This is a genomic window from Plantactinospora sp. CA-294935 (assembly GCF_050936445.1).
GTDB lineage: Bacteria > Actinomycetota > Actinomycetes > Mycobacteriales > Micromonosporaceae > Plantactinospora.
In genome coordinates this window covers 647,911-667,403 of sequence record NZ_JBNJMU010000001.1, presented here as the reverse complement: position 1 = coordinate 667,403, position 19,493 = coordinate 647,911, and the positions used below count along the sequence as shown (strand labels likewise).

17 protein-coding genes are annotated in these 19,493 nt (G+C 73.0%); 8 read left to right on the top strand and 9 right to left on the bottom strand.

Going from position 1 to position 19,493, the window contains the following annotated elements:
* Positions 1 to 47 precede the first annotated feature (47 nt).
* Positions 48 to 1,484 (top strand): carbohydrate-binding protein, encoded by a 1,437-nt coding sequence (locus ACQEVC_RS03015; protein WP_432873110.1) that lies wholly within the window; start codon positions 48 to 50, stop codon positions 1,482 to 1,484.
* A gap of 252 nt (positions 1,485 to 1,736) precedes the next feature.
* Positions 1,737 to 3,119: a chitinase gene (locus ACQEVC_RS03010; protein WP_432873108.1), complete on the top strand. Its 1,383-nt coding sequence runs from the start codon at positions 1,737 to 1,739 to the stop codon at positions 3,117 to 3,119.
* Between the two features lie 40 nt (positions 3,120 to 3,159).
* Here ACQEVC_RS03010 and ACQEVC_RS03005 read toward each other — a convergent pair whose 3' ends face one another.
* The gene (locus ACQEVC_RS03005; RefSeq protein ID WP_432873106.1) at positions 3,160 to 3,822 is read right to left on the bottom strand and encodes a DedA family protein; all 663 of its coding nucleotides are present in this window, start codon (positions 3,820 to 3,822) and stop codon (positions 3,160 to 3,162) included.
* A 158-nt stretch (positions 3,823 to 3,980) separates the two neighbouring features.
* Between ACQEVC_RS03005 and ACQEVC_RS03000 the strand changes: the two genes are divergently transcribed.
* On the top strand, positions 3,981 to 5,636 hold the full coding sequence (locus ACQEVC_RS03000) for an alpha-amylase family protein (RefSeq protein ID WP_432873104.1): 1,656 nt from the start codon (positions 3,981 to 3,983) through the stop codon (positions 5,634 to 5,636).
* 9 nt (positions 5,637 to 5,645) lie between these two features.
* On the opposite strand, the gene ACQEVC_RS02995 is transcribed toward ACQEVC_RS03000, so the two are convergent.
* Together ACQEVC_RS02995 and ACQEVC_RS02990 are read right to left on the bottom strand one after the other, a co-directional pair.
* The gene (locus ACQEVC_RS02995; protein WP_432890978.1) at positions 5,646 to 6,071 is read right to left on the bottom strand and encodes a hypothetical protein; all 426 of its coding nucleotides are present in this window, start codon (positions 6,069 to 6,071) and stop codon (positions 5,646 to 5,648) included.
* A 4-nt stretch (positions 6,072 to 6,075) separates the two neighbouring features.
* The gene (locus ACQEVC_RS02990) at positions 6,076 to 6,441 is read right to left on the bottom strand and encodes a hypothetical protein (RefSeq protein ID WP_432873103.1); all 366 of its coding nucleotides are present in this window, start codon (positions 6,439 to 6,441) and stop codon (positions 6,076 to 6,078) included.
* 332 nt (positions 6,442 to 6,773) lie between these two features.
* Here ACQEVC_RS02990 and ACQEVC_RS02985 point away from each other — a divergent pair, with 332 nt between their 5' ends.
* Complete coding sequence (locus tag ACQEVC_RS02985) at positions 6,774 to 7,502, top strand: hypothetical protein (protein ID WP_432873101.1); 729 nt, start codon at positions 6,774 to 6,776, stop codon at positions 7,500 to 7,502.
* Between the two features lie 74 nt (positions 7,503 to 7,576).
* Positions 7,577 to 8,482, top strand: a complete 906-nt coding sequence (locus ACQEVC_RS02980; protein ID WP_432873099.1) for a Gfo/Idh/MocA family protein — start codon at positions 7,577 to 7,579, stop codon at positions 8,480 to 8,482.
* Between the two features lie 113 nt (positions 8,483 to 8,595).
* Here the strand turns inward: ACQEVC_RS02980 and ACQEVC_RS02975 are convergent, their stop codons facing one another.
* Positions 8,596 to 10,143: a hypothetical protein gene (locus ACQEVC_RS02975; protein WP_432873097.1), complete on the bottom strand. Its 1,548-nt coding sequence runs from the start codon at positions 10,141 to 10,143 to the stop codon at positions 8,596 to 8,598.
* A complete protein-coding gene (locus ACQEVC_RS02970) occupies positions 10,128 to 10,922 on the bottom strand; it encodes an ABC transporter ATP-binding protein (protein ID WP_432873096.1) in 795 nt (264 codons plus the stop codon). Before ACQEVC_RS02970 ends, ACQEVC_RS02975 begins: the two co-directional genes overlap by 16 nt.
* Before the next feature lie 133 nt (positions 10,923 to 11,055).
* Here ACQEVC_RS02970 and ACQEVC_RS02965 point away from each other — a divergent pair, with 133 nt between their 5' ends.
* The gene (locus ACQEVC_RS02965; protein WP_432873094.1) at positions 11,056 to 12,984 is read left to right on the top strand and encodes a sensor histidine kinase; all 1,929 of its coding nucleotides are present in this window, start codon (positions 11,056 to 11,058) and stop codon (positions 12,982 to 12,984) included.
* Positions 12,948 to 13,604: a response regulator gene (locus ACQEVC_RS02960; RefSeq protein WP_432873092.1), complete on the top strand. Its 657-nt coding sequence runs from the start codon at positions 12,948 to 12,950 to the stop codon at positions 13,602 to 13,604. Before ACQEVC_RS02965 ends, ACQEVC_RS02960 begins: the two co-directional genes overlap by 37 nt.
* A 94-nt stretch (positions 13,605 to 13,698) precedes the next feature.
* Here the strand turns inward: ACQEVC_RS02960 and ACQEVC_RS02955 are convergent, their stop codons facing one another.
* Positions 13,699 to 13,890 (bottom strand): DUF2795 domain-containing protein, encoded by a 192-nt coding sequence (locus tag ACQEVC_RS02955; protein ID WP_432873090.1) that lies wholly within the window; start codon positions 13,888 to 13,890, stop codon positions 13,699 to 13,701.
* Between the two features lie 75 nt (positions 13,891 to 13,965).
* Between ACQEVC_RS02955 and ACQEVC_RS02950 the strand changes: the two genes are divergently transcribed.
* Entirely contained in the window at positions 13,966 to 15,222 is a 1,257-nt protein-coding gene (locus ACQEVC_RS02950; protein WP_432873089.1) for an erythromycin esterase family protein, read from the top strand.
* A gap of 49 nt (positions 15,223 to 15,271) precedes the next feature.
* On the opposite strand, the gene ACQEVC_RS02945 is transcribed toward ACQEVC_RS02950, so the two are convergent.
* The 3 genes from ACQEVC_RS02945 to ACQEVC_RS02935 all read right to left on the bottom strand — a co-directional run bounded on the left by ACQEVC_RS02945 (position 15,272) and on the right by ACQEVC_RS02935 (position 19,478).
* Entirely contained in the window at positions 15,272 to 16,543 is a 1,272-nt protein-coding gene (locus tag ACQEVC_RS02945; RefSeq protein WP_432873087.1) for a bifunctional helix-turn-helix transcriptional regulator/GNAT family N-acetyltransferase, read from the bottom strand.
* Positions 16,544 to 16,575: 32 nt separating this feature from the next.
* Positions 16,576 to 17,733, bottom strand: coding sequence for an alanine racemase (locus ACQEVC_RS02940; RefSeq protein ID WP_432873085.1), 1,158 nt, complete (start codon positions 17,731 to 17,733; stop codon positions 16,576 to 16,578).
* 173 nt (positions 17,734 to 17,906) lie between these two features.
* On the bottom strand, positions 17,907 to 19,478 hold the full coding sequence (locus ACQEVC_RS02935; RefSeq protein ID WP_432873083.1) for an IucA/IucC family protein: 1,572 nt from the start codon (positions 19,476 to 19,478) through the stop codon (positions 17,907 to 17,909).
* Positions 19,479 to 19,493: the final 15 nt, after the last annotated feature.

Here is a 19,493-nt window from a genome sequence, read left to right as displayed (position 1 = left end):
CCCGTCCCCCGTAGGGCTCCCCGTCCCTCGTAGAGAGGCCCCCACACATGAACACCATCGGGATCGCCCGGCCGGACTCCGCCGGCCGGAGCACCAGACGGCGCCTGGCGCTGCTGGTGGCCGTCTCCACCCTGCTCGCCACGGTCCTCGGCACGGTGACCGTCACCGCCCGCGCCGCCATTCCACCTCCGGCCTCCGGCTGGAGCCTGGTCTGGGGCGACGACTTCACCGGCGCCGCCAACACGCTGCCCTCGTCGGCGAACTGGATCATCGACACCGGCACGAGCTACCCCGGCGGCCCGCCGAACTGGGGCACCGGCGAGATCCAGACCTACACCAACAGCACCGCCAACGTCAGCCACGACGGCAGCGGCAACCTGCGGATCACCCCGATCCGCAACGCCTCCGGCCAGTGGACCTCGTCCCGGATCGAGACCGTCCGCACCAACTTCAAGGCGCCGGCCGGCGGCGTGCTGGCGATCGAGGGGCGGATCCAGATGCCGAACGTGACCGGCGCGGAGGCGGCCGGCTACTGGCCGGCGTTCTGGGCGCTCGGCGCGCCGTACCGGGGGAACTACCAGAACTGGCCCGGGATCGGCGAGTTCGACGTGATGGAGAACGTCAACGGCATCAACTCGGTCTGGGGCGTACTGCACTGCGGGGTCGCGCCCGGCGGGCCGTGCAACGAGTTCAACGGCATCGGCGCCCAGCGGGCCTGCCCCGGCTCGACCTGCCAGTCGGCGTTCCACACCTACCGGTTCGAGTGGGACGCCTCGGTCAGCCCGCAGCAACTGCGCTGGTACGTCGACGGCCAGCACTACCACACCGTCACCCAGACCCAGGTCGGCTCGTACTGGTCGCAGATGACCGACCATGCCGGCTACTTCCTGCTGCTCAACGTCGCGATGGGCGGCTCGTTCCCGAACGGCGTGGCCGGCGGCACCACCCCGACCTCCGCGACCGTCTCCGGCCGGCCGATGCTGGTCGACTACGTCGCGGTGTACAGCCGGGGCGGTGGCACCAACCCGACCAACCCGCCGACGACTCCGCCGCCGACCACGCCGCCGCCCGGCGGCACGGTGAGCGCGTACTCGACGATCCAGGGTGAGGCGTTCAACGGACAGCAGGGTGTCGCGGTCGAGGCGTGCAGCGAGGGCGGCCAGAACATCGGCTGGCTGGCCAACGGTGACTGGGTCCGGTACGACCGGGTCGACTTCGGCTCGACGCCGCCCCGGGACTTCGTGGCCCGGGTCGCCTCGGGTGCGGGCGGCGGGGTGAGCGGCCTGGTGCAGGTCCGGGTGGACAGTCCGACCGGTCCGGTGCTGGGCAGCTTCGCCGTCGGCAACACCGGCGGCTGGCAGAGCTGGCAGTCGATTCCCGGCAACGTCTCGGCGGTGACCGGGGTCCGTACGGTCTATCTGACCTTCAGCAGCGGGCAACCGGCGGACTTCGCCAACCTCAACTGGTTCACTTTCCGGCGCTGAAACCTCCCACCTTCCGGCGCTGAAACCCGGGAAGGATCCGCCGCTGGCCTCGTGCGGGCGGTCACGACCGGTCCGGCCGGCGTCTCCGGCTCCTCGGCCCACCGGAGACGCCGGCCCCCGCACGGGTACCTCGGGCCGCCCCTCCCCGGGCGGGGGACGTCTCCGCACCCTCTTGCGTAAAACAGTTAACCTTCCTAATAATTGGCGGACAGTCGATGGCTGTGGATGCCCGACCGCTCGGTGGAGGACCACATGAGACGCCGCAGAAGCCTTGTCCTGTCCGTAGTCGCCGGCCTCGTCGCGGCGGTCGGCGTCACCTGGGCAGCGCTGCCCGCGTACGCCGCCGGGCCGACCGCGACCTTCGTGAAGACCTCCGACTGGGGATCCGGCTGGGAGGGGAAGTACACCGTCACCAACGGCGGGACCAGCACCATCAACGGCTGGTCGGTCGCCTTCGACCTGCCCGCCGGCACCACGATGGGCAGCTACTGGGACGCGTTGCTGACCTCCTCGGGGCAGCGGCACACCTTCACCAACCGGTCCTGGAACGGCAGCATCGCGCCCGGCGCCTCGGTGTCGTTCGGCTTCCTCGCCACCGGCTCCGGCAGCCCGGCCAACTGCACCCTGAACGGCGCGGCCTGCGGCGGCGGCACGAACCCGACCACCCCGCCGACCACCCAGCCACCGACCACCCAGCCACCGACCACCCCACCGCCGACGAATCCGCCCACCTCCGGGCTGCCCAAGCACTTCCTCACCGGGTACTGGCACAACTTCGACAACCCGGCCGTCGAGCTGCGGCTGCGGGACGTGCCCGCCGAGTACGACGTGATCGCCGTCGCCTTCGCCGAGGCGACCGGCACCCCCGGCGCGGTCACCTTCGGGATCGACCCGGGACTGTCGGCCTCGGTCGGCGGCTACACCAACGCCGACTTCACCGCCGACGTGCGGACCGTCAAGGCGCGGGGCAAGAAGGTCATCCTCTCGGTCGGCGGCGAGACCGGCCGGGTCGCGGTCAACGACGCGGCCTCCGCGACCAACTTCAGCAACAGCGTCCACGGCCTGATCCAGCAGTACGGCTTCGACGGTGTCGACATCGACCTGGAGAACGGGCTCAACCCGACGTACATGGCGCAGGCGCTGCGGTCACTGCGCAGCCGGGTCGGGTCGGGCCTGATCATCACGATGGCGCCGCAGACCATCGACATGCAGTCGCCGTCGGTGTCGTACTTCAAGCTGGCGCTGGACATCCGGGACATCCTCACCGTCGTGCACACCCAGTTCTACAACTCCGGCTCGATGCTCGGCTGCGACCAGTCCTTCGCCTACTCCCAGGGCACGGTCAACTTCATGACCGCGTTGGCCTGCCTGCAACTCGAAGCCGGACTCCGGCCCGACCAGGTGGCGCTCGGGCTGCCCGCCGGTCCCGGTGCGGCCGGCGGCGGCATCGTCGCGCCGAGCCTGGTCAACCAGGCGCTGGACTGCCTGGCCAGGGGGACGAACTGCGGCAGCTTCCGGCCGCCGCGCACCTACCCGGGCATCCGGGGCGCGATGACCTGGTCGATCAACTGGGATGTCAGCAACGGCAACAACTTCGCCCGCACCGTCCGGCCGCACCTGAACACGCTGCCCTGACCGGGTGGCACACCGGCGACGCACCGGTGCCGGGCCGTCGTCAGCGGGTGCTGGCGGCCTGGCGCCGGTGCGAGCGCCGGCGCAGCTTCTTCGCCACCCACAGCCCGATCATCGTCACGAAGACGGCGAGCAACCCGTAGTCGACGTAGCTGGCGTACCTGTCGATCTGCTGCCACCGGGACCCGAGACCGTAGCCGAGGCCGACGAAGATCGCGTTCCAGATGCCGCTGCCCAGCGTGGTCAGCGCCAGGAACCGGCCCACCGGCATCCGGTCGGCGCCGGCCGGGATCGAGACCAGGCTGCGGACCACCGGGATCATCCGGCCGAAGAAGACCGCCCAGGAGCCGTACCGCTCGAACCAGCGGTCGGCCCGGTCCAGGTCGTCGGTGTCGACCAGCGGGATCCGGTCGAGCCAGCGCTTGAGCCGGTCCTCGCCCAGCGCCGCGCCGAGCCAGTAGAGCAGTACCGCGCCGAGCACCGAGCCGGCGGTGGCGGCCAACGCCACCAGGACCACGTTCATCCGTCCCTCGCCGGCCAGGTAGCCGGCCATCGCCAGCACCAGTTCGCTCGGCACCGGCGGAATGATGTTCTCCAGCGCGACCAACAAACCCACTCCGGGTACGCCCATCGCGTCGATCACCCCGGCTATCCAGCCGGTCAGCCCACCGAGTTGCGTCGGGTCCACGTCCTGGGCGAGGGCCACCGCGCACCCACTCCTTCGTCGGCTCGTAGGTCGGCTCAGGGAAAGCCCCAGGGGAAGAGATCCTCCTACCCCGTGATCACCGCGGTTACACCCGCCGGCCCGGGCCCGGTACTCCGATCCGGTTTGCCGCAGCGGCTGACCGGAAAAGAGCTTCGGCTATGACGGACCGGTGGTACGCCGAGGCGGTCGTCTACTGCCTCGACATCGACACGTACGCCGACTCGGACGATGACGGGATCGGCGACATCAAAGGCCTGATCGGCCGCCTCGACTATCTGGCGCGGCTCGGGGTGACCTGCCTCTGGCTGCACCCGATCCATCCCTCGACGCAGCGCGACGACGGCTACGACGCCACCGACTTCTACGGCGTCGACCCCCGGCTCGGCACCCTCGGCGACTTCGCGGAGCTGCTGCACCAGGCCGCCAACCGGGGCATCCGGGTGATCATCGACCTGGTGGTCAACCACACCTCCGACCAGCACCCGTGGTTCTCCTCGGCCCGGTCCTCGCCGGACTCGCCGTACCGGGACTGGTACGTCTGGTCGGACGAGGAGCCGCCGGACCGGCGCCAGGGCATGGTCTTCCCGGGTGAGCAGGACGAGACCTGGAGCTACGACCGGACCGCGAAGGCCTGGTTCTACCACCGCTTCTACCGCTTCCAGCCGGACCTCAACTTCGGCAACCCGGCGGTACGGGCCGAGATCAAGAAGATCATGTCGTTCTGGCTCCAGCTCGGCGTGGCCGGGTTCCGGATCGATGCGGCACCGTTCATCATCGAGCTGACCGAGCCCGGCAACCCGGACTCGCCCAAGGACTTCGAGTTCCTGACCGAGCTGCGCCAGCACGTCCAGTGGCGCCGGGCCGACGCGCTGCTGCTGGCCGAGGCGAACGTGCAACCGGCGCAGCTCGTCGACTACTTCGGCGACAGCGGCGGCTCCGCCAACCGGCTGCACATGCTCTTCGACTTCATGCTGAACGGCCGGCTGATGCTCGCGCTGGCCCGGCAGGACCCGGAGCCGATCATCGAGGCGCTGCGCGACACCCCGGCGCTGCCGTCCGGTGCCCAGTGGGCCACCTTCCTGCGCAACCACGACGAGATCGACCTCTCCCGGCTCACCGCCGAGCAGCGTGCCCAGGTGTACGCGCAGTTCGGCCCGGACGAGAACATGCGGATCTACGACCGGGGGATCCGGCGTCGGCTGGCCCCGATGCTCGGCAACGACCGGCGCCGGATCGAGATGGCGTACTCGCTCCAGTTCTCGCTGCGCGGTACCCCCGTGCTCCGCTACGGCGAGGAGATCGGGATGGGCGAGAACCTGTCGCTGCCGGGTCGGGAGTCGATCCGTACCCCGATGCAGTGGTCGGTCAAGCCGAACGCCGGCTTCTCCAGCGCGCCCGCCGACAAGCTGGTCCGGCCGGTGATCGACAGTGGCGATTACGGCTACGAGCAGGTCAACGTCACCGCGCAACGGCACGACCGGGCGTCGCTGCTGGCCTGGTTCGAACGGATGATCCGTACCCTGCGGGAGGCCCCCGAGGTCGGCTCCGGCGCGTGCACGCACGTCGACCAGGAGATGCCGCCCGGGGTGCTCGCGCACCGCGCCGACGGCCCGACCGGTTGCATGCTCTTCCTGCACAACCTCGGCACCCGGCCGGCCGTGGTGAACCTGGGCGCGCTGTTTCCGGAGGCGGACATGCCGAACGACGTGCTCGCCGACCGCGAGTACCCGCCGGTCGGCAAGCTCGACGCGCTGGACCTGGCCGGCTACGGCTACCGCTGGATCCGGCTGCACCGCTCCGAGTCGGTCGAGTGAGCTGTCCCGTCAGGTGGTGGGGCGGGTGCGGCGCAGCCAGAGCAGACCGAGCACCGGCAGTACCAGCGGGATGTAGCCGTAGCCGCCGCCGAAGTCCGACCAGACGGTGTCGTCCGGGAAGAGCGCCGGGTCGAGCAGGCTCAACGCCCCGACGCTGAGTACGCCGACGAGTTCCACGGTGCAGCAGACCAGCGCGGTGCGGCGCCCGGCCCGGTCGCCCCGGGCCAGCCCGACGGTCGCCACGACGTAGATCACGGCGGCGAGCGCGGAGAGCAGGTAGGCGACCGGCGCCTCGTCGAACTTGGTGATGATCTGCACCCCGGCCCGGCAGCTCGCGGCGATGGCGAACAGGATGTAGACGGCGACCAGCGCCCGGCCCGGGCCGCTGTTGACCCGCCGGGGCGGCCTGTCCGGGGTCGCCGTCCCGGTGCTCATCGTCTCAGCCACCCGGCACCTGCCAGGTCTGTTGCAGGCGTACCACGACCACCGGGATCACCAGGCAGACGACGGTGACGATCACCGAGCCCCAGCGGGTCGGCTCCATCCGGGCCAGCACGCCGGCCAGCGGCGGCAGGCAGACCAGGGTGACCAGGTAGCCCACGAAGGTGCCGGCCTCGGCGGGCTGCTCGCCGCCGACCCAGGCGACCACCGCCGCGACGGCGAGCGCGAGCAGGACCAGTTCCAGCACGGCCAGGCCGGCGAGGTGGGAGACGTCCGGCGGCCGGTTCCGCATCGTCGTCACCAGGCTCCAGACCGCGAGTACCAGCGACAGCACGATCGAGGACGCGACCAGGAATTCGTTCATCGGCCGGCCCGGGGGCGGATGCCGGGGCGAGATGACCGCCCAGCGGTGCGGGACCGGTGTCGACTCACCGCCGCAGTCTACTAACCGGCGTAGTAGCGCGGGGTCGAGGGGTCGAAAGGACTCGGCGACCCTATGTCCCGCCGGTCACATCGCCGTCCGGACTTGTCACACCTTGAAGAGGTCAACGTCGTACAGGGCGATCGATACGTTGCGGGAGGCCAGTGTCAGGCCGTCTGCCGGGTACCCCGGGGGTGGGCGATCATGGCGGGAATATCAGTACCTTCTATGATTGGCGTCACCCCCGACCGCCACCTCACCGGGAGCCCCACCGCGTGGACCTGTCCGGCATCGACGCGGTCTCCGCGCTGCTGATCGCCGGTGGTGTGGTGCTGTTTTCCCTTCTCGTCCTCGCGGTGGTGGCGGACCGGCCGAGGACCCCGCGACCCGATCCTGAGCGGCTGCGCGCCGCCGTCGAGGAGCTGGAGGCGTACGCGGTGGCGACCCAGACCGACGCCGGCCGCGCCACCGCCATCGCCGCCACGGCTCAGGTGACGCTGGCCGAGGCCGAACGGCACCGGGACGAGGCGTGGGCGGACCAGGAGGCGGCCGAGCGGGAGTACGACCGCGCCCGGCAGGCGGTAGTCGCCGGCCGGCAGGCGGCGGAAAGCGCACCGGTCCGCGACCCCGAGCCCGATCCGGAGCGGGACCGTGCGGTGTCCCGGGCGGCGCTGGCGGCGTACCGGCGGGGAGATCTCTCGCTGCCGCAACTGCGCGAGGTGTTCCGGCGTACCGGGAACTGGGACCCGGCGCAGGAGGAACGGGAGCGGCTGCTGGACGTCGCCCGGATGCGGCTCGCCGAGGCACGGCGGGCGTACGACCGGGCTGCCGTCCGGGCCCGGCGGGCCGAGCAGGAGGCCCGGGCGGCCGAGGCCGTCGCCTGGGAACTGCTCTCCGAGGCGCACCGGTCGGTGGCCGAGGCGCGGGAGGCGTACCACACGATCCAGCGGTTCAGCCAGCGGCGCGGCCGGACCCGGCGGCAGCGCCGACGGCGGGCCGGTTAGGTCGGCCGGGTCGGCCCCGACCGGGTGTGTTAGGAAGAATTCCCTGCTCAAAGCGGCACGAAGAGGGGTTTCCCGTGCTCACGTTTGGACTGTTCGGCACCGGTCACTGGGCGGCGGAGGTGCACGCGGCCGCACTCGCCGGGCATCCCCGGGCCCAGCTCGCCGGCGTCTGGGGCCGGGACCCGGCCAAGGCCGAGGCGCTGGCCGCCCGGTACGGCGTGCCGGTCTACTCCGACCCCGACGCGCTGATCGAGGCCGTGCAGGCGGTCTCCGTGGCGCTGCCGCCGGACGTACAGGCCGATCTGGCGGTGCGGGCCGCCACCGCCGGCCGGCACCTGCTGCTCGACAAGCCGCTGGCGCTGAGCCTGCCGGACGCCGACCGGGTGGTGGCCGCCGCCGCACAGAGCGGGATCGCCTCGGTGGTCTTCTTCACCAACCGCTTCAAGCCGGCCATCGCCACCTTCCTGGCCAGCGCGGCGGCCACCGGTGGCTGGCACGGCGCCCGGGGCGTGATGTACGCGTCGATCTTCCAGCCCGGCAACCCGTACGGCGGATCGGCCTGGCGGCGGGAACACGGCGCGCTCTGGGACGTCGGCCCGCACGCGGTCTCGCTGATCCTGCCGGTGCTGGGCCAGGTGACCCAGGTCGCCGCGATGGGCGGACCCCGGAACAGCGTGCACCTGACGCTGGCGCACGGCGAGACCGCGACCAGCACCCTGTCGCTGGCCCTGGACGCCCCGCCCGCCTCGACCGCCTTCGAGTTCGCCTTTCACGGCGAGGACGGCATCGGCGTGGTGCCGGACCGGGACGGCACGCCGGTGGACGCGCTCCGGCTGGCGATCGGGCAGCTCTGGAGCGAGGTCGACAGCGGCACCCGCGACCAGCAGTGCGACGTGCGGTTCGGTCGGGACGTGGTGGCGGTGCTCGCTGCCGCGCAGACCGCTCGGGAACAGGGCCGTACGGTCACCCTGCCGTCCTGATCCCGACGTCCGCCGGGTCGGGCCGCCCCGTGCCGGCCCGACCCCGACGGACTGCCTGGGCCGGCTGGTGGGTGCGCCGGCCGTCGCCGTGTACGCGACCGCCTCGTGGCGGTTCAGGCCGTGCCGACCCGGGCCAGCAGTTCCGGGCCGCGGGCCGCCAGCCGCCGGTGGGCGAGCCGTCCCAGCAGCCAGGCGAGGAGCAGCCCGCTGGCCGCTCCGACCGGGGTGGCGGACCAGAGCATCGCCGGGTCGCCGGCCCGGGTGCCCTGGTAGAGCAACCAGGCGGTCGGCGCGGCGACCACCGCGAGCAGCCCGAGCATCAGCCAGACCAACCCGCCGACCGGGCCGCCGTCCTCGCCCGGGTTGCCGCCCCGGCGGTGCGGGTCCGCCATCCGGATCGGCACCAGCACCGAGACCAGCACGACCAGGCCGGATCCGCCGCCGAGCACCACCGGCAGCAGCCCGGTCACCCAGGGCAGGGTCCACCAGTGCACGACGCCGACCAGGCCGGCGAGGGTGAGTACCACCGCCAGCGGCGCCACGACGAGCAGCCAGGCGACCTGCCGGGCGCGTACGTCGGCCCGCTCCGCCCCGGGCGCCATCAGGGTCATCCAGAGGGCGGTCCCGTCGGAGCTGTAGAGGTGTGCCGAGCAGGAGACCAGCATGATCGCGACCACCAGGCCGGCCAGCGGCAGCAGGTCGCTGATCCGGATCACCAGCGGCAGCAGCACGAAGACCAGCCCGTAGACCAGGGCGAAGCTGAGGTAGTGGATCCGGACCAGATCCCGCCACCAGGTACGCAGTTCCTTGCCGAGTACGGCGCGGAAGGCGGAGCCCGCCGGCGGCCGGGTGGCGGTACGCCGGGCCACCCGGGAGACCGGTGCGGCGGCCGGCCGGTCCAGCAGCCGGGCCCAGGCGAGCAGGGCCAGCGCGGCCAGTACGGCCAGCCCGGCGAGCGCGGCGGCGACCAGCGCCCAGTCGCCCCGGTGCGCCGAGGAGACCGCGACGACCGGCCAGCCGGACGGCAGGATCCGCAGCGCCCGGGCGGCGGCGGACGGCAGCCCGTCGGCGAACGGTCGGGCGCTGCCGCCCAGCGCGACGAAGACCACCCAGCACTGTGCCATTCCGGCAGTGATCACCGCCCAGGGCAGTGCGCTCAGCGCGGCACTCGCCCGGCCGCCCAACACCGCCCCGAGGGTCGCCACCACCAGGCGGCCGAGCGCCACCAGCAGGAGTACCAGCAGGATCGCGGCCGGCACGCCGACCAGCGCCGGTACGACGCCGAGCCGGGCGCCGTACGCCACCAGGGCGGTCGAGGAGAGCAGGGTGACGGCCGGTCCAACCCCGGTCAGCGCGGCGCCGTAGAGCCCGAGGAGCAGGTCGCGGCGGCGTACCGGAAGCAGCGTCAGGTGTTCCCGGCGGATGCCCAGGTCGCCGCCGCCGCCCAGGGCCGGCCCGGCCAGCCAGCCGACCAGCGTGCCGGCCAGGGTGAGGGCGAGCAGGTCGCCGGCCCGGGCCGGGGTGCCCCGGCTGGCGAGCCAGAACATGCCGACGGCTCCGGCCAGCCCGCAGAGCGCGCCGAACCCGACGTTGTAGCCCTGGGTGCCGCGCAACGACCGGCGCAGCAGCGTGAGCCGCAGGTCGATCAGGACGCCAACCATGACAGCTCCTCCCCGCTCGGCACCGGCGCGCCGACCAGCTCGACGAATGCCTCCTCCAGGCTCCGGCCGGCTCGGACCTCGGCCAGCGGGCCGGCCGCCACCACCCGCCCCCGGTCCATCACCCCGACCGAGTCGCAGACCTGCTCGACCAGCGTCATCACGTGGCTGGAGAGCACCACCGAGCCGCCACCGGCGACGAACCGGCGCAGGATGGCCCGGATGGTCGCCGCCGAGACCGGGTCGACCGCCTCGAACGGCTCGTCCAGCACGAGCAGCCGGGGCGCGTGCAGCAGCGCGCTGGCGAGGCCGATCTTCTTGCGCATCCCGGCCGAGTAGCCGAGCACCAGGGTCCGCTCGGCCCGCTCCAGGTCGAGTACCCGGAGCAGCTCGTCGATCCGCCCGGCGAGCACCTCGGCCGGCATGCCCCGGAGCCGCCCGAAGTAGCCGAGCAGTTCCCGGCCGGTGAGCCGCTCCGGGAAGGCCAGCCCGTCCGGCAGTACCCCGACCTGGCGCTTGGCCTCGATCGGGTCCCGCCAGACGTCCACGCCGAAGATCTCGGCCCGGCCCGCGTCCGGCCGGAGCAGCCCGACCGCCATGGACAGGCTGGTGGTCTTGCCGGCACCGTTCGGGCCGACCAGCCCGAAGAACGAACCGGCCGGCACGGTCAGCTCGACGGAGTCGACGGCGGCGGTGTCGCCGAACCGCTTGGTCAGCCCGGTGAGCCGCAGCGCGGCCGGCGGGGCGGCCTGGGTGGCCGGCGGGGGAGCGTCGATGTTCATGGCACAGACGCTAGGAATTTCCGGCGGCGGCCAGAATGGGGCCGAATGCCGGGCACAGGTGTAGCTAACCCCACCCCTGCCCGGCGCTTTCCGGCACTGCCGCCGCCGGCCGGCACCGGCCAGACTTGACCGCATGACAACCAGAGCGGTACGCACCGCCGCGCTCGCCCTGCTGCACGGGGTGGCGCTGGCCGGGCTGGGCCTGGCCGGGGCGGTGTCGCTCCTGGTGCACCTGGTCTTCTTCGTGCCGGGCTTCGGGCTCGGCCTGCTCTTCCTGCTGCCGCTGCCGATCCTGGCCGGGCGGCGGTTCACCGACCTGGTCCGCCGGCTGGCCGGTGCCGGCACCGAACCGCTCGGCTCGCCGTACCGACCCCGGCCGGAGCCGCCGCGGCCGGAGGCGGACGGGCGCTATCTGCACGACAACCGGCTCTACCGGCGGCCCTGGGTACCCGCGTTCCTCCGCCTGCTGAACTGGCTGCTCGGCGATCCGGCCACCTTCCGCGACCTCGGCTGGATGACCCTCACCCCGGCGGTCGGGCTGCTGCTCGGCGGCCTGCCGGTCGTGCTGGTCGGCGCCGGCGGTTGGTACGCGGTGACCGCCGCCGGCCGGCACTGGTGGGCGGTACCGGCCGGACTCGCCGTCGCCGCCGCCGGACTGGCGGTGTCGCCGTGGCTGCGTACGCTGCACCTGCGGTGGACCCGGTGGTGGCTGGCTCAGACCGAGCGGCAGCCCGGCCGGCTCCGCGTGTGGTACGGGCGGCAACTCCTGCTGCTACTCCGGCTGCTCTCCCTGCTCGGGCTGAGCCTGCTCGCCCTGCCCCTGGCCGCGCTCTCCGCCGTCGCCCTGCTGCTGACGTACGGGCTCGGCATCGTGGTGGTGCTGCCACCGGTGATCCAGAACATCCGCTGGTTGCCGGAACTTCGCCGACACCTGGCCGGGCGGTGGAGCGGGGTGGCGGTGGACTCGCCGTACCTGCCCCGGCCCGAAGTCCCGGACCGCCGGCCGGACGGCCGCTACCAGGTGGGCAACAACCTCTACCAGAGCGAGCGGTGGGCGGCGTACGGCGTGCGGTGGCGCTGGCTCACCCGGGACCCGGCGAGCTGGCGGGACTTCGGATGGTTGCTGCTTGACCCGCTGGTCGGTGGGCTGTCCCTGGCCGCCCCGCTCGCCGCGATCGGCTACGGGATCTTCGGCCTGGCCCTGCCGCGGCTGTGGATGCTGGTCGGGCTGCGGGCGGACGGCGGCACCGACTGGTACGCCTCGGTCGCCGGCTCCGGCGCGGCGGCGATCCCGGTCGGACTGTCCCTGGCCGCGCTCGGCCTGCTGGCCGCCCCGGCGGTGCTCCGGTTCAACGGCCGGTGGGCCGCGCTGCTGCTTGCCCCGACCGCCCGGGCCCGACTGGCGCTGCGGGTGCAGCGGCTCACCGAGACCCGGGCCGACGCCACCGAGAGTCAGGCCGCCGAGCTGCGCCGGATCGAACGCGACCTGCACGACGGCGCCCAGGCCCGGCTGGTTGCGATGGGGATCAACCTCGGCAACGTCGAATACCTGCTGGAGAAGGATCCGCAGGCAGCCCGGGCGCTGCTGGCGGAGACCCGGCAGGCGTCGGCCAAGGCGCTGACCGAACTGCGCGACCTGGTCCGGGGCATCCATCCGCCGGTACTCGCCGAACGTGGGCTCGCCGACGCCGTCCGGGCGCTGGCCCTGGACACCCCGGTGGAGACCGAGGTCACCGTCGAACTGCCCGGTCGGCCGGAGCCGCCGATCGAGTCGGCGGCCTACTTCGCGGTGAGCGAACTGCTCACCAACGCGGTGAAGCACGCCCGCGCCGCCCGGATCACCGTCGATCTCGGGTACGCCGACGGCCGGCTGCGGATCGTGGTCGGCGACGACGGACGCGGCGGCGCGGAGGAGGCGCGGGGCAGTGGACTGCGGGGCATCGCCCGCCGGCTCGGTACATTCGACGGCGTCGTCGACCTGAGCAGTCCGCCGGGCGGCCCGACGACGGTGATTCTGGAGGTGCCGTGCGCGTTGTCCTCGCCGAGGACCTCTATCTCCTGAGGGACGGCCTGTCCCGGATGCTGGCCGCGCACGGCTTCGACGTGGTGGCGGCGGTGGAGACCGGTCCGGAGCTGCTGGCGGCGCTGCTGGAGCTGCGTCCCGACGTGGCCGTGGTGGACGTACGCCTGCCGCCCACCCAGACCGACGAGGGGCTCCAGGCGGCGCTGGCGGCCCGCCGGGAGGTGCCCGGACTGCCGGTGCTGGTGCTCTCCCAGCACGTCGAGCAGCTCTACGCCCGGGAACTGCTCGCCGACGGCACCGGTGGGGTCGGCTACCTGCTCAAGGACCGGGTCTTCAACGCGGAGCAGTTCGTCGACGCGGTACGCCGGGTGGCCGGCGGCGGCATGGCGATGGACCCGGACGTGATCGCCAAGCTGGTCGCCCGGAGCAGCCGGGACGCGCCGATGGCCCGGCTGACGCCCCGGGAGCGGGAGGTGCTGGGGCTGATGGCCGAGGGACGGTCCAACAGCGCCATCGGGCAGCGGCTCTTCCTCAGCGAGAGCGCGGTCGGCAAGCACACCGCCAGCATCTTCGGCAAGCTCGACCTGGCGCCGTCGGACGACGACAACCGCCGGGTGCTGGCCGTGCTGGCGTACCTGAACGGCGCTGCCGGCGGTTGACGTCGGCTCCGGCAGCCGGTCAGCGGCGCACCCGCAGGCCGACGGCCGGTCCGGCGGAACTCGTCGGTGCGCCGGTGGCTGTCCCCGGCAGCGGTCAGGATAGTTCGATGATCGCGTCGCCGATCTCGGCGGGGGTCTGGAACTGCTCGGCCGGCAGCGACTGGAGCAGCTTGAGGGTCTGGGTGTCGACGCCGGTCTCCTGGGCCCAGCGCACCAGGTCCTCCTTTGACACCGGGTAGTCCAGTCCGGCGAGCGACTCCTGCAACTGGATCGCGTTAGCTCGCATACCTGGTCGTGTACCCAGTCCAGTCCCACCCACACCAGGGGTTTACCCGGCCGGTCCGCGGGGTAGCCGCCGCCCATGCAGGTTCACCGGCTCGGGGCCCCGGACGACTTCGACCCGCTGCTGGAGCGGATCGGCTCGGCCCGAGTGGTGATGCTGGGCGAGGCGAGCCACGGCACGTACGACTACTACCGGCTGCGCGAGCAGGTGACCCGGCGGCTGATCGCCGAGTGCGGTTTCTCGTTCGTGGCGGTGGAGGGCGACTGGCCGGACTGCGACCTGGTGCACCGCTCGGTGGTCGGCGCCCCGGGCGGGGACGACGACCCGCAGCGCGCGCTGGAACGGTTCGAGCGGTGGCCGACCTGGATGTGGGCCAACGCCGAGGTGGCCCGGTTCTGCCGGTGGCTCCGGGCCCGGAACCTGGACCGGCCGGACGGGCAACGGGCCGGCTTCCACGGGCTCGACGTCTACAGCCTGTGGGACTCGATGCAGGCGATCCTGGACTACCTGGGCGAGGAGGATCCGGCGTCGCTGGAGGCCGCCCAGGAGGCGTACCGGTGCTTCGAGCCGTACGGCACCCGGATCGAGGAGTACGGGCTGGCCAGCCGGTTCGTCTCGGCCCGCTGCGAGGCCGAGGTGGTGCGGCTGTTGGCACGTACCCGGGAACGGGCCGCCGCCGACGGCGCCGACGCCTTCTCGGCCTGGCAGAACGCGGCGGTGGTGGCCGGTGCGGAGAAGTACTACCGGGCGATGGTCGGCGGCGGCCCGCAGTCCTGGAACGTCCGGGACAGCCACATGGCCGACACCCTCGACCGGCTGCTGGACCGGTACGGCCCGCAGGCCCGGGCGGTGGTCTGGGCGCACAACACACATGTCGGCGACGCCCGGGCCACCGACATGGCCCAGGGCGGGATGGTCAACATCGGCCAGCTCGCGCGGGAGCGGTACGGCGCCGACGACGTGGTGCTGGTCGGCTTCGGCAGCTACCAGGGCAGTGTGGTCGCCGGCAACCGGTGGGGCGCGCCGGCCGAGGTGATGACCGTGCCGGTGGCCCGGGCCGGGTCGATCGAGGAGCGGCTGCACCACATGCTGCCCGAGCGGGCCATGCTGGTCTTCGACGCCGTCGACCGGCCGGACTGGCTGGTCGACGAGGCCGACCACCGGGCGATCGGGGTGGTCTACGACCCGTCGTTCGAGGCGTGGGGCAACTACGTGCCGACCCGGCTCGGCGACCGGTACGACGCCTTCATCTGGTGCGACCACACCACGGCGCTGCACCCGCTGCCCGCCTCGACGGCCCCCGGCGAACTGGAGACGTACCCGTCCGGGGTCTAGGTCGACTCTGTGGCATCAGGTTCACCGGAGATGTGCGAGCGGCCGTCCGCTACCCGACCTCCTCGACGGTGCTGGTGCCGGAGCCCTCGCGGGACTCCCAGGACCAGGTCTCGTCGAGCCGCAGCCGGCCGTCCGGCAGCACGGAGATCCGGCTGACGCAGTGCCCGGTGGAGGTCTGGCCGGCGGTGTTGAGCTGCACGTAGCGGAAGTCGAGGGTGTCGCCGTCCCGGGTGCCGACCAGGTGGCCGGTCCGGACGCTGCCGCCGGCGTACGTCGCGGAGATCTCCCCGCCGCGCTCCCGGTAGTCGAAGACGGTCGCGGCGTCGACCTCGCCGCCGTCGACCTCGCCCACCGCGCGGAACCGCCGGCCGTCCAGCGACGGCAGCGCTTTCCCGGGTACGTCGTCGGCGACGACCCGCTCGAAGCAGAGCTGGTTGTACGGGCTGTCGCCGTAGACCGGGATCTGCCGGTAGCCGGCCGAGCGGTAGAGCGCCGCCGCCTCGGCCAGTGATCCGTGGGTGCCCAGCCGCACGGTGTGCAGGCCGCGGGTCACCGCCTGCCGTTCCAGCTCTTCGAGCAGCCGGCGGCCGAGCCCCAGGCCACGGGCGTCGGCGTGCACCCACAGGTGGCACAGCTCGGCGACACCGGGCGCGTACGTCCGGATCCCGCCGCAGCCGATCGGGCGGTCATGCTCGTACGCGACCAGGAAGGCGCCGCCGGCCCCGCCGACCTCGGCCGGGTCCACCAGCGCCCGGCTGTCGTAGCCCTCGGGGAACCGGGTCGACAGCTCGGCGGCGTACTCGGCCAGGCAGTCCCGGGCGGTGGCCGAGTCGGCGTCGGTCAGCTCGACCGTGACGGCGGCCAGCCGGAGTAGCCGGCGGGTTCGGTGCTGGGCGGTGATCAGCTCCGCCCGTTGGGCGGCGGTGAGCGGTGCCAGCAGCTCGCTGGCGGCGGCGGTGGAACGCCGCTCCAACTCGGCGAGTTCGGCGGTGCCGGCGGCGGTCAGCTCGGCGACCCGGACCCGGCCGTCCGTCTCGTGCGCCCGGAGTTGGACCAGGCCCTGTCCTTCCAGCGAGCGGAGTGACCGGCTCAGGTAACCGGAGTCCCAGCCGAGCCGGGTACGCAGGTCGCGGACTGGCGTGCCGGTGCCGATCTCGTAGAGCAGCCGGGCCTCGCTGAGCGGCCGGTCCTGGCCGAGGTAGCGGTCGGTGAGCAGTCCGATCCGCTGCGAGTAGTAGCGGTTGAAGTCGCGGACCGACCGAGCCTGTTCGATCGTCGCCGCCTGTCCGATCGTTGCCGCCTGTCCGATCATCGCCGTCATTTTTCTGACTATAGTCAGAGACCTTTCGGCGGTCAGTCCTCCGGCACTCCGGTCCGGAACTCCGGCGGATCGTGCATCAGGAAGTCCCGGTGACTGATGTTCCAGGCGTACGCGCCGGCCATACCGAAGACGATCGTGTCGCCGGCCGCGATCCGGCCCGGCGGCGGCAGTTCGGCCGCGTCCGGCACCCGGGCCAGCACGTCCTTCGGGGTGCAGAGCTGCCCGACGATGGTCACCGGGCCGGCCCCGGTGACCGGCCGGGGAAACGGGTATCCCCACTCCGGCCGGGGCAGCACGGTGAACGGCTGGGAGTGCGACTTCGCGGCGGGGGTACGAAGCTGGTGCGTGCCGCCGGTCACCACCACGAACCACTCGGCGCCGGAGCGCTTCACGTCCAGCACCCCGACCCGGTAGCGACCACAGTAGACGGTCATTGCCCGGCCCGGCTCGATCCGCACCGTCCGGCCGGGATACTCGGCGAGCAGCCCGGCCAGCGCGGCGCCGTACGCCGGCCAGTCGAACCGGGCCGTCGGATCGGCGTAGTCGACCGCCATGCCGCCGCCGACGTTCACCTCGCGGGCGTCGAGTTCGGCCACCGCCCACTCGACGAGCGTCCGGGCCACCGCGGCGGCACCGGGTGCGGCGAATCCGCTGCCGAGATGGGCGTGCACGCCCCGGATCCGGATCCCGGGCAGGTCGAGCCGGGCGCAGGCCCGGGCGTCGGCCGCAGACATCCCGAACGGGCTGGGCCGACCGCCCATCACCAGCACCGCCTCGCCGACCGGCACCGGAAGGTTGACCCGGAGCAGCACGTCGGCGACCGTGCCCCGGTGCACGGCCAGCCGGGCGAGCCGGCGCAGCTCGGTCGGAGACTCGACATGGAACCGGCGCACCCCGGCGGCCAGCCCGGCGGCCAGCTCCGGGTCGGTCTTGCCCGGCCCGCCGAACGCCGCCGGAGGGGTACCCGGGAACACCTCGGCCAGGTGCCGCAGCTCGCCGCCGCTGGCCGCCTCGAAGCCGTCGACGTGCGGCGCCAGGGTACGCAGGATTCCCGGGTCCGGGTTCGCCTTCATCGCGTACAGCAACTCGACCCCGGCCGGCAGCGCGGCCCGGACAGCCGCTGCCGACTCGGCCAGCCCGGCCAGGTCGTACCAGTAACCCGGCCGAGCGATATCGGGTCCCAGGTTCACCAGCCCACCTTTCGTTCGGGCTGCGGGGCTCGCAAACCCGGCTCACTCCTCGCACTCACCAGGCCGTCTTTCGTTCGGGCTGCGGGGCTCGCAAACCCGGCTCACTCCTCGCACTCACCAGGCCGTCTTTCGTTCGGGCTGCGGGGCTCGCAAACCCGGCTCACTCCTCGCACTCACCAGGCGCCTCCGATCGGGTTGGGGAATGGCAGGTAGCCGGCGTTCCGGTCGGCGGCCCGCTGCCAGCGCACCAGCAGGTTGGCCTTGACCGGCAGCGGTACGCCGGCCAGCAGGGCACGTAGCCGGGGCGGGTCGCCGAGCCGGGCCGACGTCTCCGACACCACCTCGCGCAGTGCCGCCCAGAGCCGCGCCTCGACCCCGGGATGCGCGTCGGCGAGCGCTCCGGCCAGCTCCACCAGATGGTTGACGAAGAGGCAGTAGCTGACCCGGTTGAACGCCTGCTCGGGGTCGTACCCGATCGGGGCCGGCAGCCCGGCGAGCCAGTCGGCCCGGCGCTCGGTGTCGAGTTTGACGCCCTCCAGATCGCGCAGCAGCATCCGCACCGGCCGCCGGTCGGCGTCCAGCACCACCACCACGTTCTGCAGGTGGGCCTCGTGCACCACCCCGTGCCGCCACCAGAGGTCCAGCACCGCCGGGACGAGCAACCGGATGTACGCCTCCCACCAGCCGACCGGGTCGGCCACCGCGAGCGGCGCGGCGGCCAGGGCGGCGGCGATCAACGGCGTCTCGCCCTCGGCCAGGTGCGGGCGCAGTCCACCCCGCAGGATCACCCCGTACGTCTCGTCCAGTCCCGGCAGCTCCACCGTCCGGTACGCCGGCTCGGGCAGCAGCGCCACCCCGGCCGGCAGGGGCAGCTCGGCGAGGAGCCGGGTGAGCGCCACCGCACCGGTCAACTCGTAGCGGGCGTTCTTGCGTACGCAGTTGGTGATCCGGATGTGCAGGCTGGTCTTGACGAACAGGTCCGCCCGGGGTGCGTAGAGAGTCCGCACGCTGGCGGTCGGGCGGAGCACGGCACCGGCCACGCCGAGGTCGCGCAGCCGGGGGTCGAGTGGCCGGGACAGCTCGAACTGCCAGGGGTGCACCGGCAGTACGGCGTGCCCGGCCGGCGCCGGGGGCGGATCGAGTGCCTCGATCAGCTCGTCGAACGGTCCGTCCGAGCCGAGCAGCGCCTCCGGTACGGCGATCCAGCGCAGCCGCAGGCTGGTACGCAGCTCGGGAGCGTACGCGTTCCACGCCTCGACGTCGCCGCTGCGCCACTTCGGGGCCGGGTGCCGGGGGTGGCCGTGCACCAGTGACTGTTCCGAGTCCACATAGGAGTCGATCACCGGGTCACCGGTCGGGTCCGGATCGGCGGGCGGGCGCAGCCGGAGTACCCGGTCCAGCGCGTCCCGGCTCGCCACCACCTGCCCGGCGAACTCGTCGTTGCGTACCCCGGTGCGCAGGGTCAGCTCGTCGGCGACCAGGGTGGCGAGCCCGGCCGCGTCCACCGGTGACCAGGAGCCGGCGGAGAACCGCTGCACCGGGCCCTCGTAGCGGTGTGCCCCCACCTCGGAGACCCGGGCCACCGCACAGCGCAGCAGTACGGCACTGCGCGGCAGCCGTACCACGGCGTGGCCGTCGGCCAGCATGGTCTGCCGTTCCGGACCGGCGACCTCCCGCGCGACACAGCCGAGCAGCGTGTGCGTGCTGGCGATGTCGGCGGTGGGCCGGGACACAGCGGCGGTCATCGACAGCTCCTTGCC